Genomic DNA, 25,650 nt, shown 5'->3' on the forward strand with positions numbered 1-25,650 from the left:
AATCGATGAAGACGGACGCATCCCTCGTTGCGTAGAGGACGCCATGGCCGACCTGGCCGTGATTTTTCACTGGGCACCGGCTGACATGGATCAGTTGGGCCTGCAAGAACTGATGGACTGGCGCTGGGTGATCGAGAGCCTGAGCGAGAACAAGACAATCTTTTTCAGCGACGGCACGCCACGGCGTATCGAGTTCACCCTGAGCCTGAAGCGCACCGACGATGACCGCATCGACCTTCTCGGTGCCGGTACCAGCATCGGCGTCAACATTCTGCGAGGCCTGCTGTGATCGAATCGGTAATCTCCAAGGTCACAGGCTACGTGCGCAGCACGGCCGAGCGGTACGTTCGTGACGCGGCCTACCCGGTGCCCGCCTTCCGGCTCACCGTCGACGGTCTGGACATCGCCCAACTGATCAGCCCTCGTCTGATGGGCCTGGAGCTGACCGACAACCGCGGCGTTGAGGCAGACCAACTCAGCATCACCCTCAGCGACCACGACGGCCTGCTGGCGATTCCCCCCAAGGGCGCGGTGTTGCGGTTGTGGCTGGGTTGGAGCGACACCGGACTGGTGGACAAGGGCACCTACACCGTCGACGAAACCGAACATAGTGGCGCGCCGGACGTACTCAGCATCCGTGCTCGATCGGCAGACCTGCGCAAGGGCTTGAAAACCAAACGGGAGCGTAGCTGGAGCAACACCACACTCGGCGACGTCCTGGGCGATATCGCCGTAGGCAACGGTCTGACCGCGACCATCGCAGGCGCCCTCGACGGATTGCCCATCCTGCAGCTCGACCAGGCCAACGAGTCCGACGCCAACTTGATCAGCCGTCTGGGCGAGGAATTCGACGCGGTGGCCAGCGTGAAAGCGGGTTGCCTGTTGTGCCTGCCGGCGGGTGGCGGCAAGACGGCCAGCGGCCTGGACCTTGTACCACCTTAGGCTATCCCAATTATCAGGGACAAAATCGCCACATCATCACGCGAAATCACACGAATCCGAACTATGCACGCCACCTACGCACCCGAGCAAGCATGCCAGGCCGCTAGAACCCGCCTGGAATTGAGAGGCATGTCCGTCAAGGACTTTGCCATTCAATACGACCTTCACCCTTCAACCGTTTACGCCGTGCTGAACGGGCAGAAGAAATGTCTGCGCGGTGAAGCTCATCGCGCCGCCGTTTTGCTCGGCATCAAAAAAGATGGCGTGATTACAAACTAGGGCCTCTGGCTCCAAGGGGAAACCAGAAGATGAAACGCCCAGTTCTAGACAGCAGAAAGAGCGTAGTTATGGCCGTTATCGGCGCCTACCCAGGCGGTCGGTCTTACGCCTCGGCTGACCTCGGTATGCCGCTGAAGAAATTCGACAACCAGGCCTACGAAAACGCCGGCAGTCGCCCGCTGACCGACGAACACATCCACCGCCTGGAACAAGTCGCTGGCACCACGTTCTTGGCCGATTACATCGCTTCAATGTACGGCGGCATGTTCGTACCCCTGAGCGTCCCGGAGAACCTGGACAACGTGGAGTTGTACAGCCGCTCGCTCAAGGCCTCGGCCCAGCGGGGCAAGGTAGACCAGATCATGTCTGCCGCCCTGGATGACGGAGTGATCGAAAGGCGTGAAGCCGACGCGATCATCGCTGCCCTAATCACCTACATGTCGGCCCGCTACGCAGAAGTGTTCGCGACGATCCAGCTTTATAGCCAAGGAGCCGTCCAGTGAGTTCTTGCCATCAGCCCTTGCCAAGCCGCGCCTTGATCTCTTTCAACGCGGTCGCTACGTCGTCAACAGCAAAGCGGATGTCTTCGGCACTCACTACCAGTGCGGGCGCCCCTCTGTCGGTCAGCAATGTCGCGTCTCGACCACGCATGACTTTCTCCAGTGCTTCATGCCGCTCCTGCAGACGTTGCAGCAGGCAGATGTGGTCATTCGTCGCCAGGCAATGAAAACGGCAAACGATCAGCCCGATCTGCTGGACCAACTGGAAATGGAGCGTGCGTGATGAACCTCGATCAACAGACTCATGACTACCGCAGCAGCATGCAACACGCTGCTTTCGCTTACCTGCAACGCCATGAGGCAGAACACCTGGTGGATTCCGATCTGTTGTTCGATCGTTGTATTCGCCACCTGACCCTTGCATTGGAAGTGCCCGTATTCATGGCACCAAAACTTGTCCACAACGCCTGGACTGAATTGCAGGTGATCAAGAAGCGCCGTTGGATCGGCATCGACTGGGCCAGTGGGGCTGACAGCACTCGTGTCCTCTTAGTGGACGTTCTCGCCGGCAAAGCCTTCCCGATGTCGGCTAGGTTTCTGCCGCAGAAACTGCTCGACCAGCGCAACGCCGTACACAAGCCACACCCTCAGTAACGCTCCCTTTTAACCCCCCGCCCTGCCCCATCCCCAATGGGTTTGGGTGAGCTTTGCCCGCAATCCGAGGTGGACCATGGAAATCGACATCGCCATCACCGCAAAACTGCCCCGCGACCAGGCCGAGGCACTACTCGTTGAGCTCCGTGCGCAGTACGCGTTGCTGTTCAACGAGCATTGGTATGACGACCGCTTTCGCTTGATCCCCGAGGGTTTGCGGCATGGCTCGTTGCTGGTGGCTTTCCCTGGGTTGGCTGCACGAAAAAGCCTGATTGGCGCCCTTAAACACAGTCTCGACGAAGCGAAGTAAGCCACGATGGAAATGGAACAAAGGCTGCGAGCCGACGTCATTCAACGCATTGAGCGGGACTACCAGCTCAAGCACATGGCCAACACCAATTACATGCGTAAGGGTGTTTGCCCTGCCTGCGGCCAGAAGACCCTGTACACCTTCTACGATTCGCCCTGGACACTGATCTGCGGACGACCGGAAAAGTGCGACCACCGTGTTCACGTGAAGGACGTCTACGACGACTTGTTCAACGACTGGAGCAAGACTGCCCAGTCGACGCCGGATAACCCGCTTGCGACGGCACGCGCCTACCTTGAGTTTGCGCGGGGCTTCAAGTTTGAGCTGATCGCCGGTTGGTTCACCCAGGACAACTACTGGGATGGCCGGCTAAACATCGGTAGCGCCACGGTGCGTTTCGCCTTGGAGAAAGGTGGCTACTGGGAGCGTTTGATAGATCGGCCAGACCGATTCGGCAAGATGAAAGCGCGCTTCCGCCCAACCGGTGAAGGCTTGACTGGATACAAAGGCGTCTGGTGGTGTCCGCCGAGCGTCGACCTGCTGGAAGTCGACGAGCTGTTCATCGTAGAGGGGATTTTCGACTCCATCGCACTGGTGCACAACGAAGTGCCAGCCGTGTCGATGATGTCCAGCGCCCCCTGCCCTATCGACTCACTCAAGGCCCTGGCCAAGCTGCGCCACGACGCCGACAGGCGCCTACCGGTACTTGTGTGGGCATTGGATAACGAGCCTGTCGCTAAGGCCAACATGCGCCGCTGGGCGAAGGAAGCGCGCGACCTGGGCTTCACCTGCAAGGCGGCGGTGATCCCGCAACCCAATGGTAAAAAGGTTGACTGGAACGACCTGCACCTGCGGTGGAAGTCGATCGAGGGTGACGACAAGCGCGCCGAGCTGATTGAGCACGACCGTGGAGAGGCCCGCCACCACGGCGATTTGCTCCTGGCTGACTCGGCTGAGGAAAAGGGGTTTCTCATCTACCTGCGCGACGAGCGCAAGGAATTTAACTTTTCATTCCGCAAGCGCCTGTACTGGTTTCGGCTGGACCTTGATAAGTACGACCGCGCCATGGGCGATCTAGAAAGCTCAGATCGTCATGAGGATCAGCTGCTCACGGATGAACAGAGGCGCTACAAGGCTCTGCGCCAGTCGGGATCGGTGACCAGCATCGCCAACTGCAATTTCCAGGCGTTGTATTACATGCGTAACGACCTGACAGATGAAGCCTGGTACTACTTCCGTATCGAGCGCCCACAGGGGCCGGCCATCAAAAGCACGTTCACGGCCAAGCAACTCACGTCGGCACCCGAGTTCGCAAATCGCCTCCTTAACGTCTCCAACGGCGCTATGTTTGAAGGCAGCGCCCAGCAGCTGAAGCGGATTCTGGCGCCCCAGCTCGACAACCTCAAAACCGTCAATACCATCGAATGGATTGGCTACAGCCGCGACCATGGAGCCTATGTCTTCAACGACCTGGCCTTTCACGGCGGCAAGGTACAGGTGCGCAACAAGGAAGACTTTTTTGACCTCGGCAAGCTGAGCATCAAGTCGCAGAGCCAGTCGCCGGTGCTGCACATCAACACCGACCTCAATACCTACAACGAAGGTTGGTTCGACATCTACTGGCGCTGCTTTGGTGTGCAGGGGCTGGTAGTGCTGGCCTGGTGGCTGGGCGCGCTGCACGCCGAGCAGATCCGCCAGATCCACAAGTCACTGATGTTCCTGGAACTGGTTGGCGAAGCCGGCTCGGGCAAAACCACCCTGGTGGAGCTGCTGTGGAAGGCAGTCGGGCGTACTGATTACGAAGGCTTCGACCCGTCCAAAGCGACCGCCGCCAGCCGTGCGCGCAACTTCTCGCAGGTCAGCAACTTGCCGGTGGTGCTGATCGAGTCAGAGCGTGAACAGAAGGAAGGCCAGCCGGTTAAACACTTCGACTGGGACGAACTTAAAACTGCCTACAACGGCCGCAGCGTTCGCTCAACCGGCGTGAAAAACAACGGCAACGACACCCACGAACCACCGTTCCGCGCCGCCCTGCTGATCGCGCAGAACAACCCGGTAAACGCGTCAGAACCCATCCTGCAGCGTATCTGCCACGTCCACCTGACACGCGAGCACCACACGCCGGAGACCAAGCAGTACGCCGAGCAGTTGGAGCGCATGCCGATGGACAGCATCAGCGGCTTCCTGGTCAAGGCGCTGCAACGCGAAGCCGAAACCATGCGGCTGCTGGAGGAAAACACCTCCGGCTACGAACAGGAGTTACTGGCCCTGCCTGGCGTGCGCACCGTGCGTATCGCCAAGAACCACGCCCAACTGCGCAGCCTGGTGGACGCATTGGCCGGCGTCGTGCCGCTCGGCGATCGCCGCAAGGCCCTCGCCCACGCCGAAATTAACCGCATGGCCCTGGAGCGGCAGCAGGCAATCAATGCCGACCACCCGACCGTGCGCGAGTTTTGGGACCTGTACGAATTCCTCAATGGCATGGATGAGAAAGCCGCGTTGAACCATGCGCGCCGCGATGGGCTGATCGCCGTGAACCTCAACGAGTTTGTGGAAATGGCCGCCAATAAACGCCAGCAAGTGCCGCCGCTGAGCGACCTGAAACGCCTGCTGAAGACCAGCAAGTCACCCAAGTTTCTGGAATCGAACAAGCCCGTCAACTCGGCGCGCCAGGTCGACGCATTCGACAAACCGAAAACCATTCGCTGCTGGGTTTTCCAGGGCGTGTAACCACCGCAACAACAGGAGCAGCACGATGCAAAACGAACTGAAAACAGCGATTCAATTTGATGACTTTTACACCGTATTTGGCACGAAAGGGGTTGTCGCAATGGCCTGGTGGCTCGGTGCACTGCACGCCGACCGAATCCGCGCGGAACATCACAGCTTCCCGTTCCTGCATATCGAAGGCGAAGCAGGTGCCGGCAAAACCTTCTTGATGAGCTAACAGGAGCTTCTAGTGCTGGGGTGCAGCCGAGAACAAATACAGGCAGTCCTGGAATGGCAGTCAGCAACAGATGAAGTTGTCGAGTTTGAAAACCTGCTACTGCACCTGGTGCGGAAGCAAAACCCAACCGGCGAAAGCCAGTAAGAAGGTGGTGTCGAGGGGCTGCAACCCCCGACACCGACCACCCAAAGGAGAAGCACCATGCAAGTGAATCAACCCAAAGGCGGCAATGCAGAGGCTACCACACCGCGATACGACACCATTGTGATCCGTGGTACCCAAGGTTCTGCTGTGCCGAAAGAAGTAGATGGCGGTGAAGTTATCTCGTGGAGTCGCGGCCATGAGCTGGCAGGCATGAACGAATTTGGAACTCGACCCAGTGCAGCGCCTGGCGGTATGTCGCGGAACTCCCCTGTCGGTGGCAGCGGATGGCCGTAATGAAGGAGTTAGTGATCATGTCTGACTTCTTCTACAAGTCCAGCGAGCCTTCGACCGTCGCTATTGTTCGGAGCTTTTACGTCATGAAGGATGCTTTCAGCGCTCTACTGACCGCGCTGGGCGTGCATTTCGGCGGTAAGGTCGCACCAATGCGAGACATTACCTCCCACTTCGCTGGTGGCGTGAAACTCAGCGGTGGTGCTGAGCTGGATGCGCACTGGTGCCGTCCTGATGACTACGGTTACCGCTCACTGCGCAGCACCGCCAAGCTTGCCAAAGGCATGTCCAAGGAGGATCGCGCAGCAATTCGGGCTGAGCATGAACGCCTGGTTGCCTTGTGGGCAGAGCACTGCCCAAAACGCCTCAGCTCCCATGAATATTGGCAGCGGTTGGGGGTTAACACTGGGAACTTGCTCATGAGTGGCGGGATCAAATTTGAACTCGACGGCACCGCGTATTTTCACCTGGGCTTTCAAATCAATGAAGCCGAGCACCTGGCCAACGTAGCCGCTGGAAAACCATCCTGCGGGTGGATAGACGGCGCGGTAGAGATACTGACGAGCGAATACGAGGCCGCACGCGTGGCGAAGCTGGAGCAACGGTCATGACTGTTTTCCTGCTGCTTTACCTGTGCACGGATTCGACCCGCACAGATTGCCAGGTGGTGAAGGCTGATAGCTGGAGCGGCCCTTACGCCAGGCGCGGTAGAGATACTGACGAGCGAATACGAGGCCGCACGCGTGGCGAAGCTGGAGCAACGGTCATGACTGTTTTCCTGCTGCTTTACCTGTGCACGGATTCGACCCGCACAGATTGCCAGGTGGTGAAGGCTGATAGCTGGAGCGGCCCTTACGCCAACGAACGATGCGCAGGAGTCGTGCCAGGCCTGACCAATGCACTGACTGCGCCCAACCGGGAGCGGCACCGGTTCGTTTGCGAGATTCAGGCTGACGGCGCGAAATCGGCAGAGCATACGGCCCGGCCGGAGCTCATTCACCAATCGTTTAGGATGTGACGGGGTTTTCCATGAACAACGGTAAATCCTTCCCCTGGAGCCCAACCGGGAGCGGCACCGGTTCGTTTGCGAGATTCAGGCTGACGGCGCGAAATCGGCAGAGCATACGGCCCGGCCGGAGCTCATTCACCAATCGTTTAGGATGTGACGGGGTTTTCCATGAACAACGGTAAATCCTTCCCCTGGAACCTCGAACTAACCGGCGTCTGTGACCAGTGCGGCAGGTCCCGCGCCCACGGCAACCACCAGAAGTGCAGCAAAGCGCGCCAGGCTGCGAACGCCAAGCGTAGGGCCGAAGAGGCCCTAGCCGGGGTCACACCGCCACCTAGAAAAAGTGCCAACTTGTTCTGGTTACTTCGCCAGCAGTGATCGGCAACACTAAAACCGCAATACATCAGGCCCGGCGACGGGCCTTTTTTCTTCCAGCACGCTGGATCTTTCAATACATCGCGTGGGGACGCATATGGCAGATGGCGTAGAGGCCCGTGGCAATTCGGTACGGGTCTATTTTCGTTTCAATGGCGAGCTGTGCCGGGAGCTGGTGCCCGGCGGCAACACGCCGGCCAACAGGGAGCATGCAAAGCGCCTGGTGACGGTGATCGAGTACGAAATACAGGCTGGCACCTTCGATTACCGCCGGCATTTTCCCGAGTCGACCAAGCTGGCCGAGAACAGCTTCGGGCATTACTTGGACCTTTGGCTGACGATCAAGAGCAACAGCGTGGCCGCGACGTCCTTTCGCGGATACAAGAACAAGGCCGAGGTGCATGTACGGCCGCGCTGGGGAGACGTTCAGATCGATCAGATTGACCATCTGGACCTGCAAGAGTGGATTCAGGGACCGCTGTCGAAGCGGCTGAAGAACAAGACCATCCGTGACATCATCAGCAATGTGCGCCAAGTGTTCCGGCTCTACCGCACCCGGAAGAAGGTCGCACACGACCCAACTGAGGGGTTATTCGTTCGCCTTCCCGATCCAGAGGCACCGGACCCGTTCACCAGAGCGGAGATCAAGCAAATCCTCGAAACGCACACCAGCCGTACCCAGGAGCTGCTGATGGTGCAGTTCATGATTTGGGCAGGCCCACGGGTGTCGGAGACCATCGCGCTGGCCTGGGAGGACGTCGATCTGAAACAGGGGACGGTGACTTTCCGCCGGTCCAAGGTGCGCGGGGCTTATCGCGTGACGAAAACTCGACGCTCTACGCGCAAGGTGCGTCTGCTGGAACCTGCGTGGGATGCCCTACGCAAGCTGGACGCGATCAACCAGCTCAAGACCGTGGACACGGTCGACGTCGTCGAGCGGGACAACAAGACAATCCGCAAGCACAAGCTGCACTTCGTATTCCTGAACACCAAGAGTGGCCTGCCGCACGTCAGCGACTTTGTCGTGAGGGACAGGTTCTTCAAAGCGCACTTGAGAGCGGCCGGTGTTCGCTATCGCGGCCCTGGTCAATGCCGACACACCTACGCGAGCCAGCTGCTGACCACGGGTGTGGCCTCAGTCGACTGGATTGCAGAGCAGATGGGCCACACCAGCGCAAACATGATCCGACAACACTACGGCATGTGGATCAACGAAGACGGGCCGGACGTCATCGGCATGCTGCAACACGCTCTGGGCATACAGCCACCAGGTGGAGACGAAGCCCCGTAAAGCGGGGTTCCAACGCGGGTATTCCAGCAGCCCGTGTTCCCATGGATGTTCCCATATGGGCCTTTTTTGACCCTCTGAAAACACAAAACCCCTGAAAACTTTAACGTTTTCAGGGGTTTAGTCTTTTAAAATTTGGCGGTGAAGGAGAGATTCGAACTCTCGATACAATTTCTTGTATACACACTTTCCAGGCGTGCTCCTTAAGCCACTCGGACACTTCACCGTATCTCGTCAAACTAGTTCAGTCTGTCGAGGCGCGCCAATGTAGTCGAAAGCCTTTCTGATGGCAAAGGTTTTTTTCAGAATTTTCATGCGGTTAGACGGTTATGCCATTACCCACCCAGCAAGGGGCGGTGAATCTGCCATTCTCGGGCATCGGCGGTACGCGTTCGGGGCGGCGGCTGCGCCCGGCTCCGGGCCGTCTACCCTTGGGGATGCGGCAAAAGCCTGACTGGGTAGTCAGTCACGGCGCTTTACCGGGGCGGGCGTGGTGGGTAACGTCTGCGCATGCGCTTCTATAAACAGCCTATCTATAACAAGTCCTACAAGGAACCGCGTCATGAGTGAGTTGATTGCCTACCACCTCGAAGACGGTATCGCGACCCTGACCTTGAGCAACGGCAAGGTGAATGCCATTTCTCCGGCGGTGGTCAGTGAGTTTAATACGGCACTGGATCAGGCCGAGAAGGATCGGGCGGTGGTGATCATCACCGGGACGCCGGGGATTCTGTCCGGTGGTTATGATTTGAAGGTGATGACGGCCGGCCCTAAAGAGGCTATCAGCCTGGTGACGTCGGGCTCGACGTTGGCGCGTCGCCTGTTGTCGCACCCGTTCCCGGTGATTGTGGCGTGCCCTGGGCATGCGGTGGCCAAGGGTGCGTTCCTGCTGTTGTCGGCCGATTATCGGATTGGCGTGGAAGGCCCGTTCAGCATCGGCCTGAATGAAGTGGCGATCGGCATGACCATGCACCACGCCGGTATTGAGCTGGCGCGGGATCGGCTGCGTAAGTCGGCGTTTCATCGTTCGGTGATCAATGCCGAGATGTTTGACCCGCAAGGCGCCTTGGGCGCTGGCTTCCTGGATAAGGTGGTAGCACCGGAGGAATTGCACGCGGCGGCCCTGGCAGCGGCGCGTCAGTTGAAGAAGATCAACATGAACGCCCACAAGCACACCAAGTTGAAGGTACGTAAGGCGCTGCTGGAAGCCTTGGATGATGCAATCATTCAGGATCAGGGCCACAACCTAAGCTGATGCTTTATAGCTGCTGCGCCAAAGCCCGACCATGAGTCGGGCTTTTCTTACAAAAAATTCGGAAACATCCTTAACCGCTCTAGCCGGGCTTTGCCGGCACACGTTGAAACATGTGCTTAAACATCGCCTATCTCCTACGTCTGTAGGGGCAATTGCCGAATACAGTGCACATCCGTACACTGCGCCACCTTTTGTCCAGATGGGCCGTGTCGATGCTTTTTCTGTTACGTATGTTGTTGATGGGCCTGCACTTTATGGTCGCGGGTGTGCTGGGCGTGTTGCTGGGTATCTGTCGGCCGTTCAATCCGGACAACAGTCGCCTGTGTGCTCGCCTCTACGGGCTGCCTGCGATGTGGATATTGCGGCTGAACGTGAAGGCGGATATCGACTCGCTGCGTAACAAACCGGGCACGTGCGTGATCCTCGCTAACCACCAGTCCAACTACGATCTGTTTGTGTTGGGCACTGTGGTGCCGCATCGCACGGTGTGTATCGCCAAGAAGAGCCTGAAATGGGTGCCGCTGTTCGGCCAATTGTTCTGGCTGGCGGGCAATGTACTGATCGACCGTGGCAATGCGCAAAAGGCGCGCCGCGCGATGCTCACGACCACGCATACCTTGCAGCACGAAGACACCTCGATCTGGGTGTTCCCGGAAGGCACGCGCAACTTGGGCAAAGGGTTGTTGCCGTTCAAGAAAGGCGCGTTCCATATGGCGATTGCTGCAGGTGTGCCGATCGTGCAGGTGTGTGTCAGCAATTACGTCACGCATATGCAGCTTAATCGTTGGAACAGTGGTGATGTGCTCATACGTTCGTTGCCGCCGATTCCTACCGTGGGACTGACTCCGGATGACATCCCGGCGTTGATGCAGGCGTGTCAGGCGCAGATGGATGAATGCATTGCGCAGATGACGGCACTGCAAGAGCAACAATGGAACGCCATTCGAGCTAAGCTGCCCAACACCTGTCCTCCTAATAAGAAGCGATCAGCACCATGGGTAGAGTTGTTGCGGCGGCCGTTTACAGCGCCGGAAAGAAAGTCACTGATATCACCCTCGACGAAGGCGCAGCCTGGGCTGCCAAACCCGACCACTTTGTGTGGATCGGCCTGGAAGAGCCCAACGCCCAGGAGCTGGCCAACCTGCAACGCCAGTTCAACTTGCATGAACTGGCGATCGAAGACGCGCTGGAAAAACACAGCCGCCCGAAGTTGGAAACCTTCGGCGATGCGCTGTTTATCGTCACCTATTCACCAGTGCGCGAGAACGGCAAGCTGGTGTTTATCGAAACCCATATTTTCGCCGGCAACGGCTACATCATCACTGCCCGCAACGGTCATTCGGCGTCCTACGGCTTTGTGCGCCAACGCTGTGAGGCAAGGCCACTGCTGCTCGAGCACGGTGAAGATTTCGTACTCTATGCGCTGCTGGATTTCGTCACCGAAAACTACCAGCCGGTGAGCGAAGCAATCCACGCCGAAATTGATGAGCTGGAGCGTAACGTGCTGTGCAGCTCGCTGAGCGAGCGCGATATCCAGAACCTCCACGGCCTGCGCCGCGACGTGCTGCGGCTCAAACGTTATGTGGCACCGATGGTGGAGATCAGCCAGGAGCTGCAGAAGCTGAGCTTCCCGTTTATCGACAAGAATATGCGCCCGTATTTCCGTGACGTGCAGATCCACGTGACGCGGCAGATGGAAGACCTCACCACCCTGCGCGATATCGCCAGCCAGACCATTGAGATTGGTGTGTTGCTGGAGGCGTCGCGCCAAAGCGTGGTGCAGCGCAAGTTCGCCGCGTGGGCGGCGATCCTGGCATTCCCCACCGCAGTAGCGGGGATTTATGGGATGAACTTCCAGAATATGCCCGAGCTGCAATGGCACTACGGCTATTTTGCGGTGCTCGGGTTTATCGCCGTGGGCTGCACCAGTTTGTGGGCCAGCTTCAAGCGTTCGGGCTGGCTTTAAGCTGAAGCCTGCGGCTTGTGCGCGACAAAGCGCATCATCCATTCCGCCACGGTGACGCCGTGGTGGTCACGTGCCAAGCTGGCGACGCCGTTGGTGTAGACCTTTTCGCCCAGCGTTGTCTGAAGAATCTCCAGCAGCTCGCGGGAATAATCGTGGATGAATTCCGGGTGGCCCTGGAAGCACAGCACCTGGTCGCCGATGTGGTACGCAGCGAACGGGCAAAAAGCGCTGGAAGCGATGACCGTGGCGTTTTCCGGCAAGGTGGTCACCTGGTCCTGGTGGCTGATCAATAGCGTCAACTCGTCCACTTCCGGGCTCATCCATGGCGCCTTGGCATCAAGTTTGTAGTCGTGGATGCCGATGCCCCAGCCTTGCCCGGCGCGTTCGGTCTTGCCGCCCAGCAGCAGTGCCAGCAGTTGGTGGCCGAAGCAGATGCCGAGCAACTTGTCGCCGCGCTCGTAACGTTGGAGCAGGTAGGTCTTGAGGGTCTGGATCCACGGGTCGGTGCCGAAGGAATCGGCTTTGCTGCCGGTGACGAGGTAGGCGTCAAACACTTCTTCATCCGACGGGTATTCACCCTGCACCACGTTGTAGACGACAAATTCGGCGGCAATCGGTTGCTTGGAGAACAGGCGCTTGAACATCTGCCCGTACCCTTGGTATTGATCGATCAAGCCTGGACGCAGGATATCGGTTTCCAGGATACAGACGCGTAGCGACATAAAAAATACCTGACACGGTGATGGGAATAATGCACACCCCAGAGCCTGCCTTGAAATGTACCTGCAAAGCAAGTCCCGCCAAGTGACTCACGGTGGGCGCGGGCTTGCCTGCGATGGCGTCATATCAGCCGACCTATGCAGTGGCTGACATACCGCTATCGCGGGCAAGCCCGCTCCCACAGTGGTTCTCTATCGGGCAGGATAGGGCGTTTCGGTCAGCCGAATATTTCTCCTTGTGCCGCTTTTTCCAGTAGCAATGCCGGTGGCGAGAACCGTTCCCCATACTGCTCAGCCAGGTACCGCGCCCGGGCGATAAAGTCGTTCAGGCCGTACTGATTGATAAACTGCAGCGCGCCGCCACTCCACGCGGCAAAGCCGATGCCGAAGATCGAGCCGACGTTGGCGTCAGCCGTGGACATCAACACGCCCTCCTCCACGCAGCGCACGGTTTCGATAGCCTGAATAAACAGCAAGCGGTCGCGTACATCCTGTGGCGAAATCTGTTTCTCGGGCTGTTCAAACCGCGTTTTCAACTCGGGCCACAGGTGTTTCTGCCCACCGACGGGGTAGTCGTAAAAGCCGCCGCCCGCCGCCTTGCCGGGGCGTTTGTATTCGTTCACCAACAGGTCAATGACCACTGTCGCCGGATGCGTCGGCAGCGGCTTGCCTTCGGCCTGCAGATCCTTCGCGGTTTGCTGTCGGATGTGGCTCATTAAGCTGAGCGACACTTCATCCGACACCGCCAACGGCCCCACCGGCATGCCGGCCTTGCGCGCTTCGGTTTCGATCATCGGCGCGGCCACGCCTTCGCCGAGCATGGCGATACCTTCGTTGGTGAAGGTGCCAAACACGCGCGAGGTGAAGAAGCCGCGACTGTCGTTTACCACGATCGGGGTTTTCTTGATTTGCAGTACGAAATCAAAACCCCGAGCCAGGGTTTCGTCACGGGTGTGGGCGCCCTTGATGATTTCCACCAGCGGCATCTTGTCGACCGGGCTGAAGAAATGCAGGCCGATGAACTTGCCTTGATCAGGCACCGCTTTCGCCAGGCCGCTGATGGGCAAGGTCGAGGTGTTGGAGGCAATTACGGCGTCGGTGCCGACCACGCTTTGAGCGGCGGTCGAGACCTTGGCCTTAAGTTCGCGGTCTTCGAATACGGCTTCGATGATCAGGTCGCAGCCGGCCAGGTCAGCATCAGACGCCGTAGGATGAATCCGCGCCAAAGTGATTTCCCGCTGTTCGGCGGTCAATTGCCCACGGCTGACTTTCTTATCCAGCAGCGCGGCCGAATGTGCCTTGCCCTTCTCTGCCGCCGCCACGTTAATATCCTTGAGCACCACCTCGATGCCCGCACAGGCGCTGACATAGGCAATGCCCGCGCCCATCATCCCCGCGCCAAGCACACCGACTTGGCGCGTGATGTACGGCGCAAAACCTTGTGGCCGCGAGCTGCCGGCGTTGATTTCGTTGAGCTGGAACCAGAAGGTGCCGATCATGTTTTTCGCCACCTGCCCGGTGACGAGTTCGGTGAAGTAGCGGGTTTCGATCAGGTGCGCGGTGTCGAAATCCACCTGGGCACCTTCCACGGCGGCGCAGAGGATTTTCTCCGGGGCCGGGAAGCAGCCATGGGTTTTGCTGCGCAAAATCGACGGTGCAATCGCCAGCATCTGCGCTACTTTTGGGTGTGAGGGCGAGCCGCCGGGGATCTGATAGGCCTTGTTGTCCCACGGTTGTTTGGCCTCAGGATTGGCCAGAATCCAGGCCCGAGATTTGGCCAGCAGCTCATCGCGATCCGCCGCCAATTCATGGATCAATCCCGCCTGCAACGCCTGCTGCGGCCGCACTTTTTTGCCTTCCAGCAAATACGGCAAGGCCTTTTCCAGCCCCAGCATGCGCACCATACGCACGACCCCGCCGCCGCCCGGCAACAGGCCTAGGGTGACCTCCGGCAAGCCGAGCTGGGTCGACTTGTCGTCCAGTGCGACGCGGTAATGGCATGCCAGGCAAATCTCCCAGCCGCCACCGAGTGCCGCGCCGTTGATCGCGGCCACCACCGGCTTGCCGAGGGTTTCCAGGCGGCGCAATTGTGCCTTCAGCACCAACACGCTGTCGTAGAAAACTTTTGCATGGGCCTTATCGACTTTGATCAATTCATTGAGGTCGCCGCCGGCAAAAAAGGTCTTCTTCGCCGAGGTGATAACCACACCGGCGATGTCATCCTTTTCCGCTTCCAGGCGCGCCACGGTGGCCGCCATGGCCTCGCGGTACACGGCGTTCATGGTGTTGGCGCTCTGGCCGGGCATGTCGAGGGTCAGCACCACGATCTGGTCCTGGCCTTTTTCGTAACGAATGGCTTCGGTCATGACAGGTTCCTTGGGCTCAGAGGCGTTCGATGATGGTGGCGATGCCCATGCCACCGCCGACACACAGGGTGGCCAGGCCGTAGCGCTGCTGGCGCACTTCCAGTTCGTCGAGCAGGGTGCCGAGGATCGCGCAGCCCGTGGCGCCCAGCGGGTGGCCCATGGCGATGGAGCCGCCGTTGACGTTGACCCGAGCGGCGTCGATGCCCATGTCCTTGATGAACTTGAGGACGACTGAGGCAAACGCCTCGTTGACTTCGAACAGGTCGATGTCTTCCACACGCAAACCGGCCTTGGCCAAGGCTTTGCGCGTGGCCGGTGCCGGGCCGGTGAGCATGATGGTCGGGTCGGTGCTGGTCACCGCTGTGGCGACAATCCGCGCTCGCGGCTGCAGGCCCAGTTCGCGGCCACGGGCCTCGGAGCCGATCAACATCAGCGCGGCACCGTCGACGATGCCGGAGCTGTTGCCGGGTGTGTGCACGTGATTGATGCGCTCCACATGGCTGTAGACCCGCAACGCCGTCGCGTCGAAGCCCATCTGCCCCATCATTTCAAAGCTTGGCTTGAGCTTGCCGAGGCCTTCGAGGGTGGAGTCGCCACGGATGAATTCGTCGTGGTCCAGCAGCACGATGCCGTTCTGGTCCTGCACCGCGATCAGCGACTTGTTGAAGGCACCGTCTGCGCGTGCCCTGGCCGCTTTCTGCTGGGAATGCAGGGCGAAGGCGTCGACGTCTTGGCGGGTAAAACCTTCCAGGGTCGCGATCAAATCCGCGCCGATGCCTTGGGGCGTGAAGTGGCTGTGCATATTGGTGTGCGGGTCGAGCACCCAGGCGCCGCCATCGCTGCCCATGGGCACCCGCGACATGGATTCAACGCCGCCGACCACCACCAAGTCTTCAAAGCCGGAACGCACTTTCATCGCGCCGAGGTTCAACGCTTCCAGGCCTGAGGCGCAGAAGCGGTTGATCTGCAGGCCGGCAACGCTGACGTCCCAGTCGGCCACCAGCGCGGCGGTTTTGGCGATGTCGGCACCCTGGTCGCCCACCGGGGTCACGCAACCGAGGACGATGTCATCCACCTGGCGTGTATCAAGGTCGCTGCGCTGGGCCAGCGCGGTGAGCAAGCCCGCCACCAGGTTTACCGGTTTGACGCTGTGCAGGGCGCCGTCGGCCTTGCCTTTGCCCCGGGGCGTGCGTATCGCATCAAAGATCAAAGCTTGAGTCATGACATCCTCGAACGCTGTGCGTGTGTGCCCCTACCTTAGGCCCGATTGACACGGTTTCAATGACCGATGCGCTCATTGCTTTTGACCCTCACGCTCGGACGAACGGTAGGGTGCTATGGGATACCTCGGGTTAATCGTTTTAGCGGTCTAGCCAAGGCATTGGCGCCAAGATGGCGGTATGCCTCATGCCTTTTTAAGTAGAAATGCTGATTAGCTGATATGAAATGGATCTAAGGCAATAAGAACGAGGGCTCTAAGGTTCACTTAGTAGGAAGTTGCTGCCGGGTTTTGCTGGAGCAGCTGTAAGAAAAGCGACACGTCACGTTGCGATACTGAAAATTACCAGCCCGCATTTGACGCTCAGGAATAACAACAAAAGGCAGTCAGCCATGTTCAAACATTCGAAAGTACGTCAGGCGGGACTTATTCTCTTCGCCACCACACTGATTCTGATCTTGCCCAATTTAACCAAGATTATTGGGTGACGACTCGATCCACACATTCCGGGCACTCATTGCACCAGGACTACAGCTTTTGGCAGCACCTGCCGGGACATTGCGTATAGCGATCCTGTTACAGGGGCTGTCTTTTTACATGCGGATTTCCGGTATCGTGGGCCGCATCGCCACCCACCATCGGGCTCTCTTCTTGAAACCAATCCTTGCCGTCCTCGCCCTGCTGCTCGCCTTGCCCGCTTCGGCTGCGCAATTGACTATAGAGCTGGATCACGCCAACAAGACCTGGCAGACCGCTGATCTACTCAAGCACCCGGATGCGCAGACGGTGCAGGTCGTTGATGACGTTTCCTACAAGCGCAACATGACTTATCGCGCGGTGCCACTGGCGTCTCTGCTTCCAGGCTTGAAGCCTGAAAACCACCTGCAAGCCGTGGCCCTGGATGGCTTCGCCGCTGAGCTGACGGCTGCGCCCTTGCTTGAAAATCGTGGCGCCCGTGCTTGGTTGGCGGTGGAAGACCCTGCCCATCCATGGCCTGCGTTGGCGGCGGGCAAGCCGAGTGCCGGGCCGTTTTACCTGGTGTGGACCGATCCGCAGGCCGGCCATATCAGCCCTGAGCAGTGGCCGTTCCAGATCTCTGGAATTAAGCAATTGAAGACCGTGGCCGAGCGCTTTCCGGCGTTGTTGCCAGACCCGAAGTTGGCCGCCAATGACCCGGTCAACCAGGGTTTTGCGTTGTTCCAGAAAAACTGCCTGGCCTGCCACCGCCTTAATGGCGCAGGCGATGCGCAGGTGGGGCCAGACCTGAATATTCCCTATAACCCGACTGAGTATTTCAGCGGGGATTTCCTCAAGCGTTATATCCGCGACCCGCAAAGCATGCGGCATTGGCCACAGGCGAAGATGCCGGCGTTTGCTGCCAGTGTGTTGCCGGATGGCGAGCTGGACCTGCTGGTGGGGTATTTGAAGCATATGGCGGGGCGTAAACAGCAGCCGTGAGCCTTGCAAACGTTCTGAAAACACCACCGCTCACTGTGGGAGCTGGCTTGCCTGCGATGGCGGTGGGTCAGCTACAAATGGGCAGGCGTCGCAGGCAAGCCAGCTCCCACCCTCGATCAACTTCGCCGGTAAAGACGGTTATTGCTGCTGCACCGAAAGCACCGGCGTCGGCGCCACGAACACCTTGGCATGCATCTGCTCATGCCCACCGCCACGGCGCATGCCGCGTACCGGGCAGGCGTCGAGGTAGTCCAAGCCCACTGCCAGTTTGAGATGCCGCTCGGGCCGCGCCAGTTGGTTGGTCACATCAAAGCTGTACCACGCGTCATCCAGCCAGGCTTCGGCCCAGGCGTGGCTGGCCAGGTGGGTGCTGTCCTCCGTGTACAAATACCCCGACACATACCGCGCAGGAATGCCCAGGCTGCGTGCACAGGCCAGGAACGCGTGGGTGTGGTCCTGGCACACGCCCGCGCGCCCTGCGAAGGCCTGGGCGGCGCAAGTGTCAACTTCGGTGGCGCCGGGCGTGTAGACCATCGACTGGTTGAGCGCGTGCATCAGGTCGATCAACGCGCTGCGGTCGCGACGTTGATGGCAATGCAGCTCGGCGAACAGGCGCAAGGCCTCATCGGGCTCGGTCAGGCGCGTACTGCGCAAGAACGGAAACGCCGACTGGCTCTCGTGTTCGGCCTCGCGCAATTCATCGATATCCACCTGGCCACGGGCGCCGATGATGATGGCGTCGTGGGGTTCGTCGAGGGTCAGCACATGCAGGATGTTGCCGAACGGGTCGACCTGGGCGCGCACCGGGCGCGGCAAGTCCAGCTGCCAACTGAGCACGTGCTGGCGTTCGCTGTCGTGAGGCGTGAGGCGCAGGTATTGGATGCTGGCGCGCACTTGGTCTTCGTAGTGGTAGGTGGTTTCGTGGCTGATGGAGAGTCTCATGCGGCCTCCAGGTAGGAACTGTAGATGGCGTCGCCGAGCTGGCGCACCAAGGGGATAAAGTCGGTCAGCCAGGCGTGCAGGCCTTCCTCGAGGATTTCATCGATGGCGGTGAAGCGCAGGCGCGCGTCCATCTCGGCGGCCAGGCGCTGGGCCGGGCGACCGTTGAGGCCGGGCAGGCTGGCGAGGATCTGATCGATCTCTTCGCTGCACGCCCGTAGCGAGCGCGGCACGTCGGCGCGCAACAACAGCAGTTCCGCCACTTGCCTGGCGCCCGGCGCGTCACGGTAGATCTCGGTGTAGGCCTCGAACGATGACAACGCGCGCAACAAGGCGCTCCACTGATAGTAGGCGTGGGCCGTGCCGTCGCTGACGGCGGCGGCTTGGTCGCCGGCCATTTCGTAGCGCGCATCCAGCAGGCGCAGGGTGTTGTCGGCGCGCTCGATGAAGGTGCCCAGACGAATAAAACGAAAAGCGTCGTTGCGCATGATGGTGCCGTAGGTGGCGCCACGGAACAGGTGCGAACGTTCCTTGACCCATTCACAGAACCGGCTCATGCCGTAGCGGCTAAGGCCCTGCTGGGCGATATCGCGAATATCCAGCCAGGTGGCGTTAATGTTTTCCCACATGTCGGCGGTGATTCGCCCACGCACCGCATGGGCGCTGGCCCGCGCGGCGCCGAGGCAACTGTAGATGCTCGCCGGGTTGGCCGCGTCCAACGCAAAGAAGTGCAGCAGGCGCTCGGCATGCAGTTCGCCGTGGCGTTCGTGGTAATCATCGAGGGTGCCGGTGATCAGCAGCGGCATCGCCAATTCATGCAGGCCATCACCGCGCCCATCCTGCGGCATCAGCGACAACGAATAGCTGACATCGAGCATGCGCGCGAGGTTTTCCGCGCGCTCCAGGTAGCGCGACATCCAGTACAAATCCGAGGCAGTTCTACTCAACATGGCATCAGTCCTCGACCACCCAAGTGTCTTTGGTACCGCCGCCCTGGGAGGAGTTGACCACCAGCGAGCCTTCGCGCAAGGCCACGCGGGTCAAACCACCGGGCACTACGCGGGTTTCCTTGCCGGACAACACGAACGGCCGCAGGTCGATATGGCGTGGTGCGATGCCATTTTCGACGAAGGTCGGGCAGGTGGATAAACACAGGGTCGGCTGCGCGATGTAGGCGTGAGGTTTGGCCTTGATACGCGCACGGAAGGCTTCGATTTCCGCTTGGGTGGACGCGGGGCCGACCAGCATGCCGTAGCCGCCGGAACCCTGGGTTTCCTTGACTACCAGATCTGGCAGGTTGGCCAGCACGTGAGACAGTTCGTCGGGCTTGCGGCATTGAAACGTAGGAACGTTCTTCAGGATCGGCTCTTCATCCAGGTAAAAACGGATCATCTCGGTGACGAAGGGGTACACCGATTTGTCATCCGCCACCCCGGTGCCAATCGCGTTGGCCAGTACCACATTGCCCGAGCGATACGCCGCCAGCAGGCCGGGCACGCCGAGCATGGAGTCCGGATTGAAGGCCAGCGGGTCGAGGAACGCGTCGTCGAGGCGACGGTAGATCACATCGACCGCCTTGGGGCCGTCGGTGGTACGCATGAACACGCGGTCATCGCGCACGAACAGGTCGGCGCCTTCCACCAGTTCCACGCCCATTTCCCGGGCCAGGAAGGCATGCTCGAAAAACGCGCTGTTGAAACGCCCCGGGGTCAGCACCACCACGCTGGGGTTATCCAGCGGGCTTGAGCTTTTCAGGGTGTCGAGCAGCAGGTTGGGGTAGTGGTCGATGGGCGCGATGCGCTGGGCGGCGAACAGTTCGGGGAACAGGCGCATCATCATCTTGCGGTCTTCGAGCATGTAGCTGACGCCGCTCGGCGTGCGCAGGTTGTCTTCCAGCACGTAGTAGGTGCCGTCGCCATCACGTACGAGGTCGACGCCGGAGATGTGGGAATACAGACCGCGGTGCAAGTCCAGGCCCTGCATGGCCAGCTGGTATTGTTCGTTGGCCAGCACCTGTTCGGCAGGGATGATCCCGGCCTTGATGATGCGTTGCTCGTGGTACAGGTCGGCCAGAAACATGTTCAGCGCCTTGACCCGTTGAATGCAGCCGCGCTCGACGATCCGCCATTCGCTCGCCGGAATGCTGCGCGGGATGGTGTCGAAAGGAATCAGGCGCTCGGTGCCCTGCTCGTCCCCGTAAAGGGTGAAGGTGATGCCGGCGCGATGGAACAGCAAATCGGCTTCGCGCCGGCGCTGAGCCAGCAGCTCGGCCGGTGTTTCGGCCAACCAGCGGGCGAACTCGCGGTAATGGGGGCGGACCTGCCCTGCCCCGTCGTACATTTCATCGTAATAAGTGCGGGTCATGCCGTACTCCTTGTCACCCGGGCGTTTGAACTATCGCAAAGCCCGTGCCATCGGCATAAACACTTAAAAATCAGTGAGTTGAATTGCCATCGGGATCTATACGCACCGTCCTGGTGCGCAGAATGCCCGCCGTCGTGTGCCGCGCTTCATCACAATGCGGGCTTTGACTATCAACAGCATAGTCAGAGTTGATTTCACTGCCCGCCCACGCCTGCGGATAATCATCCCCATCGGCTGAACAGGATGCGTCCTACAGCTTCAGCGAACCGATCTTCCCTTTAGGCCACCCTCTTTGGGTGGCTTTTTTTTGGTGCGAGAAAACACGCTGCAAGTTCCGAGAGTTTTCCTACAGCACAAACAAAATCGGCCGACCCAAAGGTCAGCCGATACGCTGCGTTTCTCATTCTGCTCTGTGCAGTGAATTACATCGGTAACCCACGCACCTCCTGCTTGACGCCCCATCCCTCGATGATCCCGCCCAAAGGCTCGACCACCGCCTCAAAGTCTTGCTCGAAGTCTCCTATGCCGTCGTAGGTTGCGAACATGATTTTGCTCAGTTCCAGGTACCAGGCGCCATCATCGCGCGCGCTGACCTGGGCATTCAGGGATTCCCCACGAAATCGACCCGCAGCCCTGCGCGCCCGTTCCTCATCCGGGAATATGGCGTAGAACTCGATGGGGTGAAAACGTGAGAAGTCAAAGCCGCCCTCTTTCATGCGGCGCAATACGTTGGTGCTGATGTCTTCTTGATAGGCTGTGCTCATGAAACGTCCTCCTCAAACTGATGGATAGACTTTCCGTGCTTCCCGAAGACCGCGCCCTGCTGGCGCCGGTGCTACGGCATTAACGACACCGTGGGAAAACAAGCATGTAGCTGACAAGACCAGACCTTAGCGATTCATTCGCTGATCTCACTTGCAGAGTAGCGCGAAGCTATCACCTCCACCAGAGGCGCTTGAAGGGCATACAGAGAATGTTCAGGCGGCAGGCGATATGTCGAGGATTTGAATGCTGTTCTGGTCTTTCAGAATCTTGACCGTAGGCTCGGGTTTACGGCCTTCCAGGTCATTGAGGTCAAGTTCGGCGGCCACAGGTACAAGCTTGTTGCGAATCATGTGCGCCGCATCTTCGAGGCTGGGCTTCTGGTCGCAGGTGAACTGCTCGACGGACTTTACGCCGTGATCATCAACGAAGGTAATCTGCCACTTTTGCATCGGTGCCTCCTCGATAAAACCCGTGTGTGGGCTTACAACTATCTGGACCTTGAGGGCTCGGCAAACGTTCCACTCATGTCCGGAGGCACCGGATCAACTGCGCTTATTTTTCAGCGTGTTCTTTCAAGGCTTTCAAGGTGTTGAACGGCGCGTCCACCACAAACTTGTTGGCCAGCCACGATGGCACGCTGCCGCCTGGCTCGGTGTGCACCTGGTAGGTCACTTCGGTCTGGTTGTCGCCTTTGGGCACCAGTTTCCAATAACCGTCTACCTGGGCCACTCGCACGTAACCTTTGACTTCCGGCTGGTAGGTCGGCACTTCCAGCAGTTTGCGCGTCACGGTGCCGTCGGCGGCCTTGGAGGTGGTGATTTCGAGGATCGAATCACGGTCGGTCACCGGGAACGGTGCCTTGAACTGGGTGTAGGTCCAGCTCTTGTCGCCTTCGGTCTTGAGCAGTTTTTGCGATTTGCATTCGTGGATCCAGGAGCAGGCACCGGCCACGTCTTCCTGCAGGGCCTGGATCTTGGCCACTGGCGCCTTGATCAAGGTGACACCGCGATACGCCTTGTATTTGGAACCGGCAATTTCGCTCAGGGACACCTTGATACCGTCTTCGTCCTTGGCGACTTGCCAATCCTCAGCCTGGGCAGTGGCAGCAAACAACACCGTAAAACCGCACAGCACAGCCATTCGTTTCAGCGAACCCATTGTTGTATTCCTTATTGTCGACGTTCTGAAAGTAAGTTCCGAAAGTAAAGCCCATCAAGCCGCCGTCATCTGCTCCCACCAGCCGATCAACCGGATCGCATCGGCTTGGTCGGTGCCACAGACATCCAGATCCGCCTTGAAATCACTGCACACCGCTGGGCGTTCCGGTTGGCCAAACAGCTGGCATAGCTGTTCGACCGACAGGTGCAAGCAGCGTTCGCCCGCCGGTTTGCCATGGGGCATGCCCGGCAATGGCGAACTGATGGAGGGGGCGATGCAGCATGCGCCACAGCCTTCACGGCATTTCATGACCAGCAGGTCCTCGACGACTCAATGTGGATGGCCGGGCTAGAGTACGCCCTTAAACAGCCGTTTTAAAATGGTCTAACAGGGGTTTTTCGCACAAAACAAAAGTGACCGACCAGTCTGCGACAGATGGTCAGTGGGCGACGTCACCTTTGCGGGAAAATTATTGCTTGAATTCGAAATCCAGCGCGGCGCCTTCGATATCGCGCCGCTCTTCGTTACGCAGTTGCAGCTTCATCTCGTTGCTGAGCAGGCGCCCGTTGATCTGGAACGCGCTGTCGTCGGTAGGCTTTTCGCCAAACATGGGCGGCAACAACGGCACGCTCTTGGGTTTGGGCATGGTGCCGATGGGCTGCAAGTGCCTGACCATCTCAGAGGGCAAAGACAGGTCCAACTGGGCCGATGGCAGTTTAGTCTGGGCCACTTCACGGGCCGACTTGGATTTGCTCGCAATCGGTGCGCGCTTTTTGACCTTCGCGGCTTTCTTCTTGGCGACCGGGGCTTTTTTAGCCGGGGCCGGTTTCTTCGCTGGGGTCTTTTGCTCGGTACTGGCCGCGGGCGTGCTTTTGGTCACGGGAGCCGCCGCCAGCACGGTGCCAACGTTACACAGGCTTAACAGGCCAATCACCACAGCAGCGCGAAAAATAGAGGTCATATCGCCTACAGCATTAACGGCAGAGGGCCATATGCTCGCTTGTTGTGCGCGGCCTGACAAGCCTGGAGATCAGCCAGCGATCGATACTGTCCCTTTACCGCTGTCTCTTGGCACAGTTGGCTGGCGAGCATCCCCAACGTCATCAGGGCCCGTTCTGCCTCGCGGTTCCACGGCGTGCCGCAGTTGAGGCGAATACAGTGGTTGAACTGTTCTGTGTTACTAAAAATTACCCCCGGTGCAATGCTGATGCCCTGCTGCAATGCGCGCACGTGCAGTTCCTGGGTATTGACGCGCCCGGGCAAACTGACCCACAAGATAAAGCCGCCGTTCGGGCGGGTCATCTGTGTGCCTTCGGGGAAGTACTGCTGCACCGCCAGCTGGAAAGCGCTGAGGTTCTTGCGGTATTCCTGGCGGATGTAGCGCAGGTGGCGGTCATAACCACCATTTTCCAGATAGGCCGCGACGCCCATCTGGGTGACGCTGCACGCCGAGTGGGTGCTGAACATCTGCAATCGCTGGATTTCCTGCTGGTACTTGCCGGCGATCATCCAGCCGATGCGCACGCCGGGTGACAACGTCTTGGAGAAACTCGAACAGTAGATCACCCGGTCCAGGCGGTCATAGGCTTTCAGGGCCTTAGTGCGGCCCAACTCGAACATTAGCTCACCGTAGATATCGTCCTCGACGATCTGGATATCGAAATCCGAGGCCAGGCGCAGCAACTGTTTCTGCCGCTCCTCAGGCATGGTCGCGCCCAGGGGATTGCTCAGGCGCGTGGTCAACACCAGCGCTTTGATCGACCACTGGTTGGCCGCCAGTTGCAGGGCCTCAAGGCTCATGCCGGTGGACGGGTCGCTGGGGATCTCGATGACTTTGAGGCCCAGCAAGTCGGCCAGTTGCAGCAAGCCGTAATAGGTGGGTGATTCTGCGGCGATCAAATCACCCGGACGCGTCAGCACGCGCAACGACATCTGCAACGCATCGACACAGCCGTGGGTGATCACCACTTCGGAGGGGTCGACCACCACGCCGGCGTCGCGCATGCGAATCGCCACTTGGCGGCGCAGCGGCTCAAAACCGGGGCTGAACATGTAACTGAATGCCCGCGGGCTTTGGAAGCGCGTGACCTTGGCCAGTTGCTGGTGCAGCGCGCGTACCGGCAGGTAATCCACACTCGGCACGGCGGCGCCCAACGGGAAGACGCCTTCGCGGCGCGACTCGACCAAAACTTGCTGGATGATGCTGCTGCGGGTGACCAAGCCCGGGCGCTCGACCCGTGCGATGTCCGGCGTCGGCGCCGTGAGCGCAGGCGTCTGGTGCACGTAGTAGCCCGATTGCGGCCGCGCCCGGATTAGCCCCTGGTCTTCCAGGTTGGCGTAAGCCTGCAACACCGTGGCGTGGCTGACGTTGAGCTGGGAGCTCATTTTGCGCACCGAGGGCACACGCTCACCGGGCTGATAGACACCACGCCGGATGTCCTCAGCCAGTTGCTGGGCGATACGTTGGTAGAGCAACAGATTGGTCATGACGCAGCACTCGATTTCACGGGTATTTTATTTTTGTGTGAAACATACCGGCACAGTTTAGAAGTGTACGGGGACAGTTGCGAGAATAGTCGAGCACGAGCGGCAGTGATAGAAAAAACTGTAGGGGTGTTGAACATGAAAAACCCGATCAGCGATCGGGTTTGCTTTGGGTGGACTGTGGCTCAGCGAGGTGATGCTATCGCAGGCAAGCCAGC

24 protein-coding genes, 1 tRNA gene and 6 pseudogenes are annotated in these 25,650 nt (G+C 59.3%); 17 read left to right on the forward strand and 14 right to left on the reverse strand.

Translation table 11 applies throughout. The features are described 5' to 3' along the window. Positions 1-43: 43 nt before the first annotated feature. The 5 genes and pseudogenes from GJU48_RS25375 to GJU48_RS17780 all read left to right on the forward strand — a co-directional run. Positions 44-124, forward strand: a pseudogene (locus tag GJU48_RS25375) (GpE family phage tail protein); the annotation flags it as partial. Further along, a pseudogene (locus tag GJU48_RS17765) lies at positions 125-289 on the forward strand (phage tail protein); the annotation flags it as partial. Then, positions 286-930: pseudogene (locus GJU48_RS17770) on the forward strand (phage late control D family protein); the annotation flags it as partial. The pseudogenes GJU48_RS17765 and GJU48_RS17770, both read left to right, overlap by 4 nt. 75 nt (positions 931-1,005) lie before the next feature. After that, on the forward strand, positions 1,006-1,221 hold the full coding sequence (locus tag GJU48_RS17775) for a DNA-binding protein (RefSeq protein WP_094950362.1): 216 nt from the start codon (positions 1,006-1,008) through the stop codon (positions 1,219-1,221). A gap of 29 nt (positions 1,222-1,250) precedes the next feature. Further along, positions 1,251-1,724: a YmfL family putative regulatory protein gene (locus tag GJU48_RS17780; protein WP_094950363.1), complete on the forward strand. Its 474-nt coding sequence runs from the start codon at positions 1,251-1,253 to the stop codon at positions 1,722-1,724. A 10-nt stretch (positions 1,725-1,734) separates the two neighbouring features. On the opposite strand, the gene GJU48_RS17785 is transcribed toward GJU48_RS17780, so the two are convergent. After that, positions 1,735-1,872 (reverse strand): hypothetical protein, encoded by a 138-nt coding sequence (locus GJU48_RS17785; RefSeq protein ID WP_155296062.1) that lies wholly within the window; start codon positions 1,870-1,872, stop codon positions 1,735-1,737. A 36-nt stretch (positions 1,873-1,908) separates the two neighbouring features. Between GJU48_RS17785 and GJU48_RS25380 the strand changes: the two are divergent. From GJU48_RS25380 to GJU48_RS17815, 8 genes and pseudogenes are all read left to right on the forward strand, one after another. Continuing rightward, positions 1,909-2,004, forward strand: a pseudogene (locus GJU48_RS25380) (ogr/Delta-like zinc finger family protein); the annotation flags it as partial. After that, positions 2,004-2,375 (forward strand): hypothetical protein, encoded by a 372-nt coding sequence (locus GJU48_RS17790; protein WP_094950366.1) that lies wholly within the window; start codon positions 2,004-2,006, stop codon positions 2,373-2,375. The pseudogene GJU48_RS25380 and the gene GJU48_RS17790, both read left to right, overlap by 1 nt. 76 nt (positions 2,376-2,451) lie before the next feature. After that, positions 2,452-2,685, forward strand: coding sequence for a hypothetical protein (locus tag GJU48_RS17795; protein ID WP_094950367.1), 234 nt, complete (start codon positions 2,452-2,454; stop codon positions 2,683-2,685). Positions 2,686-2,697: 12 nt separating this feature from the next. After that, positions 2,698-5,415 carry a toprim domain-containing protein gene (locus GJU48_RS17800; RefSeq protein WP_176462921.1) on the forward strand — a complete coding sequence of 906 codons (2,718 nt, stop codon included), beginning with the start codon at positions 2,698-2,700 and terminating at the stop codon, positions 5,413-5,415. A 25-nt stretch (positions 5,416-5,440) separates the two neighbouring features. Continuing rightward, entirely contained in the window at positions 5,441-5,632 is a 192-nt protein-coding gene (locus GJU48_RS24955) for a hypothetical protein (RefSeq protein WP_178119778.1), read from the forward strand. Between the two features lie 455 nt (positions 5,633-6,087). Beyond that, positions 6,088-6,678 (forward strand): hypothetical protein, encoded by a 591-nt coding sequence (locus GJU48_RS17805; protein ID WP_094950372.1) that lies wholly within the window; start codon positions 6,088-6,090, stop codon positions 6,676-6,678. Further along, positions 6,675-7,085: a hypothetical protein gene (locus tag GJU48_RS25385; RefSeq protein ID WP_256671159.1), complete on the forward strand. Its 411-nt coding sequence runs from the start codon at positions 6,675-6,677 to the stop codon at positions 7,083-7,085. The genes GJU48_RS17805 and GJU48_RS25385 overlap by 4 nt, the downstream gene beginning before the upstream one ends. Positions 7,086-7,548: 463 nt before the next feature. Next, positions 7,549-8,742 carry an Arm DNA-binding domain-containing protein gene (locus GJU48_RS17815; protein ID WP_094950375.1) on the forward strand — a complete coding sequence of 398 codons (1,194 nt, stop codon included), beginning with the start codon at positions 7,549-7,551 and terminating at the stop codon, positions 8,740-8,742. Positions 8,743-8,875: 133 nt separating this feature from the next. Here GJU48_RS17815 and GJU48_RS17820 read toward each other — a convergent pair. After that, positions 8,876-8,965 (reverse strand) — tRNA-Ser (locus tag GJU48_RS17820). Positions 8,966-9,301: 336 nt separating this feature from the next. Here GJU48_RS17820 and GJU48_RS17825 point away from each other — a divergent pair. From GJU48_RS17825 to GJU48_RS17835, 3 genes and pseudogenes are all read left to right on the forward strand, one after another. Continuing rightward, on the forward strand, positions 9,302-9,994 hold the full coding sequence (locus tag GJU48_RS17825) for a crotonase/enoyl-CoA hydratase family protein (protein ID WP_094950376.1): 693 nt from the start codon (positions 9,302-9,304) through the stop codon (positions 9,992-9,994). A 212-nt stretch (positions 9,995-10,206) separates the two neighbouring features. Then, a pseudogene (locus GJU48_RS17830) lies at positions 10,207-10,905 on the forward strand (lysophospholipid acyltransferase family protein); the annotation flags it as partial. An 83-nt stretch (positions 10,906-10,988) separates the two neighbouring features. Further along, the gene (locus tag GJU48_RS17835; protein ID WP_094950378.1) at positions 10,989-11,960 is read left to right on the forward strand and encodes a magnesium and cobalt transport protein CorA; all 972 of its coding nucleotides are present in this window, start codon (positions 10,989-10,991) and stop codon (positions 11,958-11,960) included. Here GJU48_RS17835 and GJU48_RS17840 read toward each other — a convergent pair. The 3 genes from GJU48_RS17840 to GJU48_RS17850 all read right to left on the reverse strand — a co-directional run bounded on the left by GJU48_RS17840 (position 11,957) and on the right by GJU48_RS17850 (position 16,267). After that, positions 11,957-12,682, reverse strand: a complete 726-nt coding sequence (locus tag GJU48_RS17840; protein ID WP_094950379.1) for an amidotransferase — start codon at positions 12,680-12,682, stop codon at positions 11,957-11,959. The genes GJU48_RS17835 and GJU48_RS17840 overlap by 4 nt on opposite strands. A gap of 215 nt (positions 12,683-12,897) precedes the next feature. Further along, positions 12,898-15,045, reverse strand: coding sequence for a 3-hydroxyacyl-CoA dehydrogenase NAD-binding domain-containing protein (locus tag GJU48_RS17845; RefSeq protein WP_094950380.1), 2,148 nt, complete (start codon positions 15,043-15,045; stop codon positions 12,898-12,900). Between the two features lie 16 nt (positions 15,046-15,061). Next, positions 15,062-16,267, reverse strand: coding sequence for an acetyl-CoA C-acetyltransferase (locus tag GJU48_RS17850; RefSeq protein ID WP_094950381.1), 1,206 nt, complete (start codon positions 16,265-16,267; stop codon positions 15,062-15,064). 648 nt (positions 16,268-16,915) lie between these two features. On the opposite strand from GJU48_RS17850, the gene GJU48_RS17855 reads away from it, so the two are divergent. Beyond that, positions 16,916-17,722, forward strand: coding sequence for a c-type cytochrome (locus tag GJU48_RS17855; protein WP_094950384.1), 807 nt, complete (start codon positions 16,916-16,918; stop codon positions 17,720-17,722). A gap of 138 nt (positions 17,723-17,860) precedes the next feature. Here GJU48_RS17855 and GJU48_RS17860 read toward each other — a convergent pair whose 3' ends face one another. From GJU48_RS17860 to GJU48_RS17900, 9 genes and pseudogenes are all read right to left on the reverse strand, one after another. After that, a complete protein-coding gene (locus tag GJU48_RS17860) occupies positions 17,861-18,664 on the reverse strand; it encodes a transglutaminase family protein (RefSeq protein ID WP_094952781.1) in 804 nt (267 codons plus the stop codon). After that, positions 18,661-19,611 (reverse strand): alpha-E domain-containing protein, encoded by a 951-nt coding sequence (locus tag GJU48_RS17865; protein WP_094952782.1) that lies wholly within the window; start codon positions 19,609-19,611, stop codon positions 18,661-18,663. The genes GJU48_RS17860 and GJU48_RS17865 overlap by 4 nt, the downstream gene beginning before the upstream one ends. A gap of 4 nt (positions 19,612-19,615) precedes the next feature. Continuing rightward, positions 19,616-21,025: a circularly permuted type 2 ATP-grasp protein gene (locus GJU48_RS17870; RefSeq protein WP_094952783.1), complete on the reverse strand. Its 1,410-nt coding sequence runs from the start codon at positions 21,023-21,025 to the stop codon at positions 19,616-19,618. 422 nt (positions 21,026-21,447) lie between these two features. Further along, entirely contained in the window at positions 21,448-21,789 is a 342-nt protein-coding gene (locus tag GJU48_RS17875) for a ribonuclease E inhibitor RraB (protein WP_003193463.1), read from the reverse strand. 213 nt (positions 21,790-22,002) lie between these two features. Further along, positions 22,003-22,239, reverse strand: a complete 237-nt coding sequence (locus tag GJU48_RS17880) for a hypothetical protein (RefSeq protein WP_025854180.1) — start codon at positions 22,237-22,239, stop codon at positions 22,003-22,005. 103 nt (positions 22,240-22,342) lie between these two features. Beyond that, positions 22,343-22,948 carry an START domain-containing protein gene (locus tag GJU48_RS17885; protein ID WP_094952784.1) on the reverse strand — a complete coding sequence of 202 codons (606 nt, stop codon included), beginning with the start codon at positions 22,946-22,948 and terminating at the stop codon, positions 22,343-22,345. A 54-nt stretch (positions 22,949-23,002) separates the two neighbouring features. After that, the gene (locus GJU48_RS17890; RefSeq protein WP_094952785.1) at positions 23,003-23,257 is read right to left on the reverse strand and encodes a YkgJ family cysteine cluster protein; all 255 of its coding nucleotides are present in this window, start codon (positions 23,255-23,257) and stop codon (positions 23,003-23,005) included. A 160-nt stretch (positions 23,258-23,417) separates the two neighbouring features. Then, complete coding sequence (locus GJU48_RS17895; RefSeq protein WP_094952786.1) at positions 23,418-23,909, reverse strand: translation initiation factor 2; 492 nt, start codon at positions 23,907-23,909, stop codon at positions 23,418-23,420. A gap of 104 nt (positions 23,910-24,013) precedes the next feature. Further along, positions 24,014-25,435 (reverse strand): annotated as a pseudogene (locus tag GJU48_RS17900) (aminotransferase-like domain-containing protein); the annotation flags it as partial. Between the last annotated feature and the right edge of the window lie 215 nt (positions 25,436-25,650).

This window comes from Pseudomonas sp. IB20, from assembly GCF_009707325.1.
GTDB lineage: Bacteria > Pseudomonadota > Gammaproteobacteria > Pseudomonadales > Pseudomonadaceae > Aquipseudomonas.

Bases quoted from the DNA above. Each gene is read 5' to 3' on its own strand.
- GJU48_RS17795 (WP_094950367.1), top strand. From the start codon at position 2,452: ATGGAAATCGACATCGCCATCACCGCAAAACTGCCCCGCGACCAGGCC.
- GJU48_RS17780 (WP_094950363.1), top strand. From the start codon at position 1,251: ATGAAACGCCCAGTTCTAGACAGCAGAAAGAGCGTAGTTATGGCCGTT.
- GJU48_RS17805 (WP_094950372.1), top strand. From the start codon at position 6,088: ATGTCTGACTTCTTCTACAAGTCCAGCGAGCCTTCGACCGTCGCTATT.
- GJU48_RS17800 (WP_176462921.1), top strand. From the start codon at position 2,698: ATGGAACAAAGGCTGCGAGCCGACGTCATTCAACGCATTGAGCGGGAC.
- GJU48_RS17870 (WP_094952783.1), bottom strand. From the start codon at position 21,025: ATGACCCGCACTTATTACGATGAAATGTACGACGGGGCAGGGCAGGTC.
- GJU48_RS17895 (WP_094952786.1), bottom strand. From the start codon at position 23,909: ATGACCTCTATTTTTCGCGCTGCTGTGGTGATTGGCCTGTTAAGCCTG.
- GJU48_RS17880 (WP_025854180.1), bottom strand. From the start codon at position 22,239: ATGCAAAAGTGGCAGATTACCTTCGTTGATGATCACGGCGTAAAGTCC.
- GJU48_RS24955 (WP_178119778.1), top strand. From the start codon at position 5,441: ATGCAAAACGAACTGAAAACAGCGATTCAATTTGATGACTTTTACACC.
- GJU48_RS17835 (WP_094950378.1), top strand. From the start codon at position 10,989: ATGGGTAGAGTTGTTGCGGCGGCCGTTTACAGCGCCGGAAAGAAAGTC.
- GJU48_RS17785 (WP_155296062.1), bottom strand. From the start codon at position 1,872: ATGCGTGGTCGAGACGCGACATTGCTGACCGACAGAGGGGCGCCCGCA.
- GJU48_RS17850 (WP_094950381.1), bottom strand. From the start codon at position 16,267: ATGACTCAAGCTTTGATCTTTGATGCGATACGCACGCCCCGGGGCAAA.
- GJU48_RS17775 (WP_094950362.1), top strand. From the start codon at position 1,006: ATGCACGCCACCTACGCACCCGAGCAAGCATGCCAGGCCGCTAGAACC.
- GJU48_RS17860 (WP_094952781.1), bottom strand. From the start codon at position 18,664: ATGAGACTCTCCATCAGCCACGAAACCACCTACCACTACGAAGACCAA.
- GJU48_RS17885 (WP_094952784.1), bottom strand. From the start codon at position 22,948: ATGGGTTCGCTGAAACGAATGGCTGTGCTGTGCGGTTTTACGGTGTTG.
- GJU48_RS25385 (WP_256671159.1), top strand. From the start codon at position 6,675: ATGACTGTTTTCCTGCTGCTTTACCTGTGCACGGATTCGACCCGCACA.
- GJU48_RS17875 (WP_003193463.1), bottom strand. From the start codon at position 21,789: ATGAGCACAGCCTATCAAGAAGACATCAGCACCAACGTATTGCGCCGC.
- GJU48_RS17825 (WP_094950376.1), top strand. From the start codon at position 9,302: ATGAGTGAGTTGATTGCCTACCACCTCGAAGACGGTATCGCGACCCTG.
- GJU48_RS17845 (WP_094950380.1), bottom strand. From the start codon at position 15,045: ATGACCGAAGCCATTCGTTACGAAAAAGGCCAGGACCAGATCGTGGTG.
- GJU48_RS17815 (WP_094950375.1), top strand. From the start codon at position 7,549: ATGGCAGATGGCGTAGAGGCCCGTGGCAATTCGGTACGGGTCTATTTT.
- GJU48_RS17840 (WP_094950379.1), bottom strand. From the start codon at position 12,682: ATGTCGCTACGCGTCTGTATCCTGGAAACCGATATCCTGCGTCCAGGC.
- GJU48_RS17890 (WP_094952785.1), bottom strand. From the start codon at position 23,257: ATGAAATGCCGTGAAGGCTGTGGCGCATGCTGCATCGCCCCCTCCATC.
- GJU48_RS17790 (WP_094950366.1), top strand. From the start codon at position 2,004: ATGAACCTCGATCAACAGACTCATGACTACCGCAGCAGCATGCAACAC.
- GJU48_RS17865 (WP_094952782.1), bottom strand. From the start codon at position 19,611: ATGTTGAGTAGAACTGCCTCGGATTTGTACTGGATGTCGCGCTACCTG.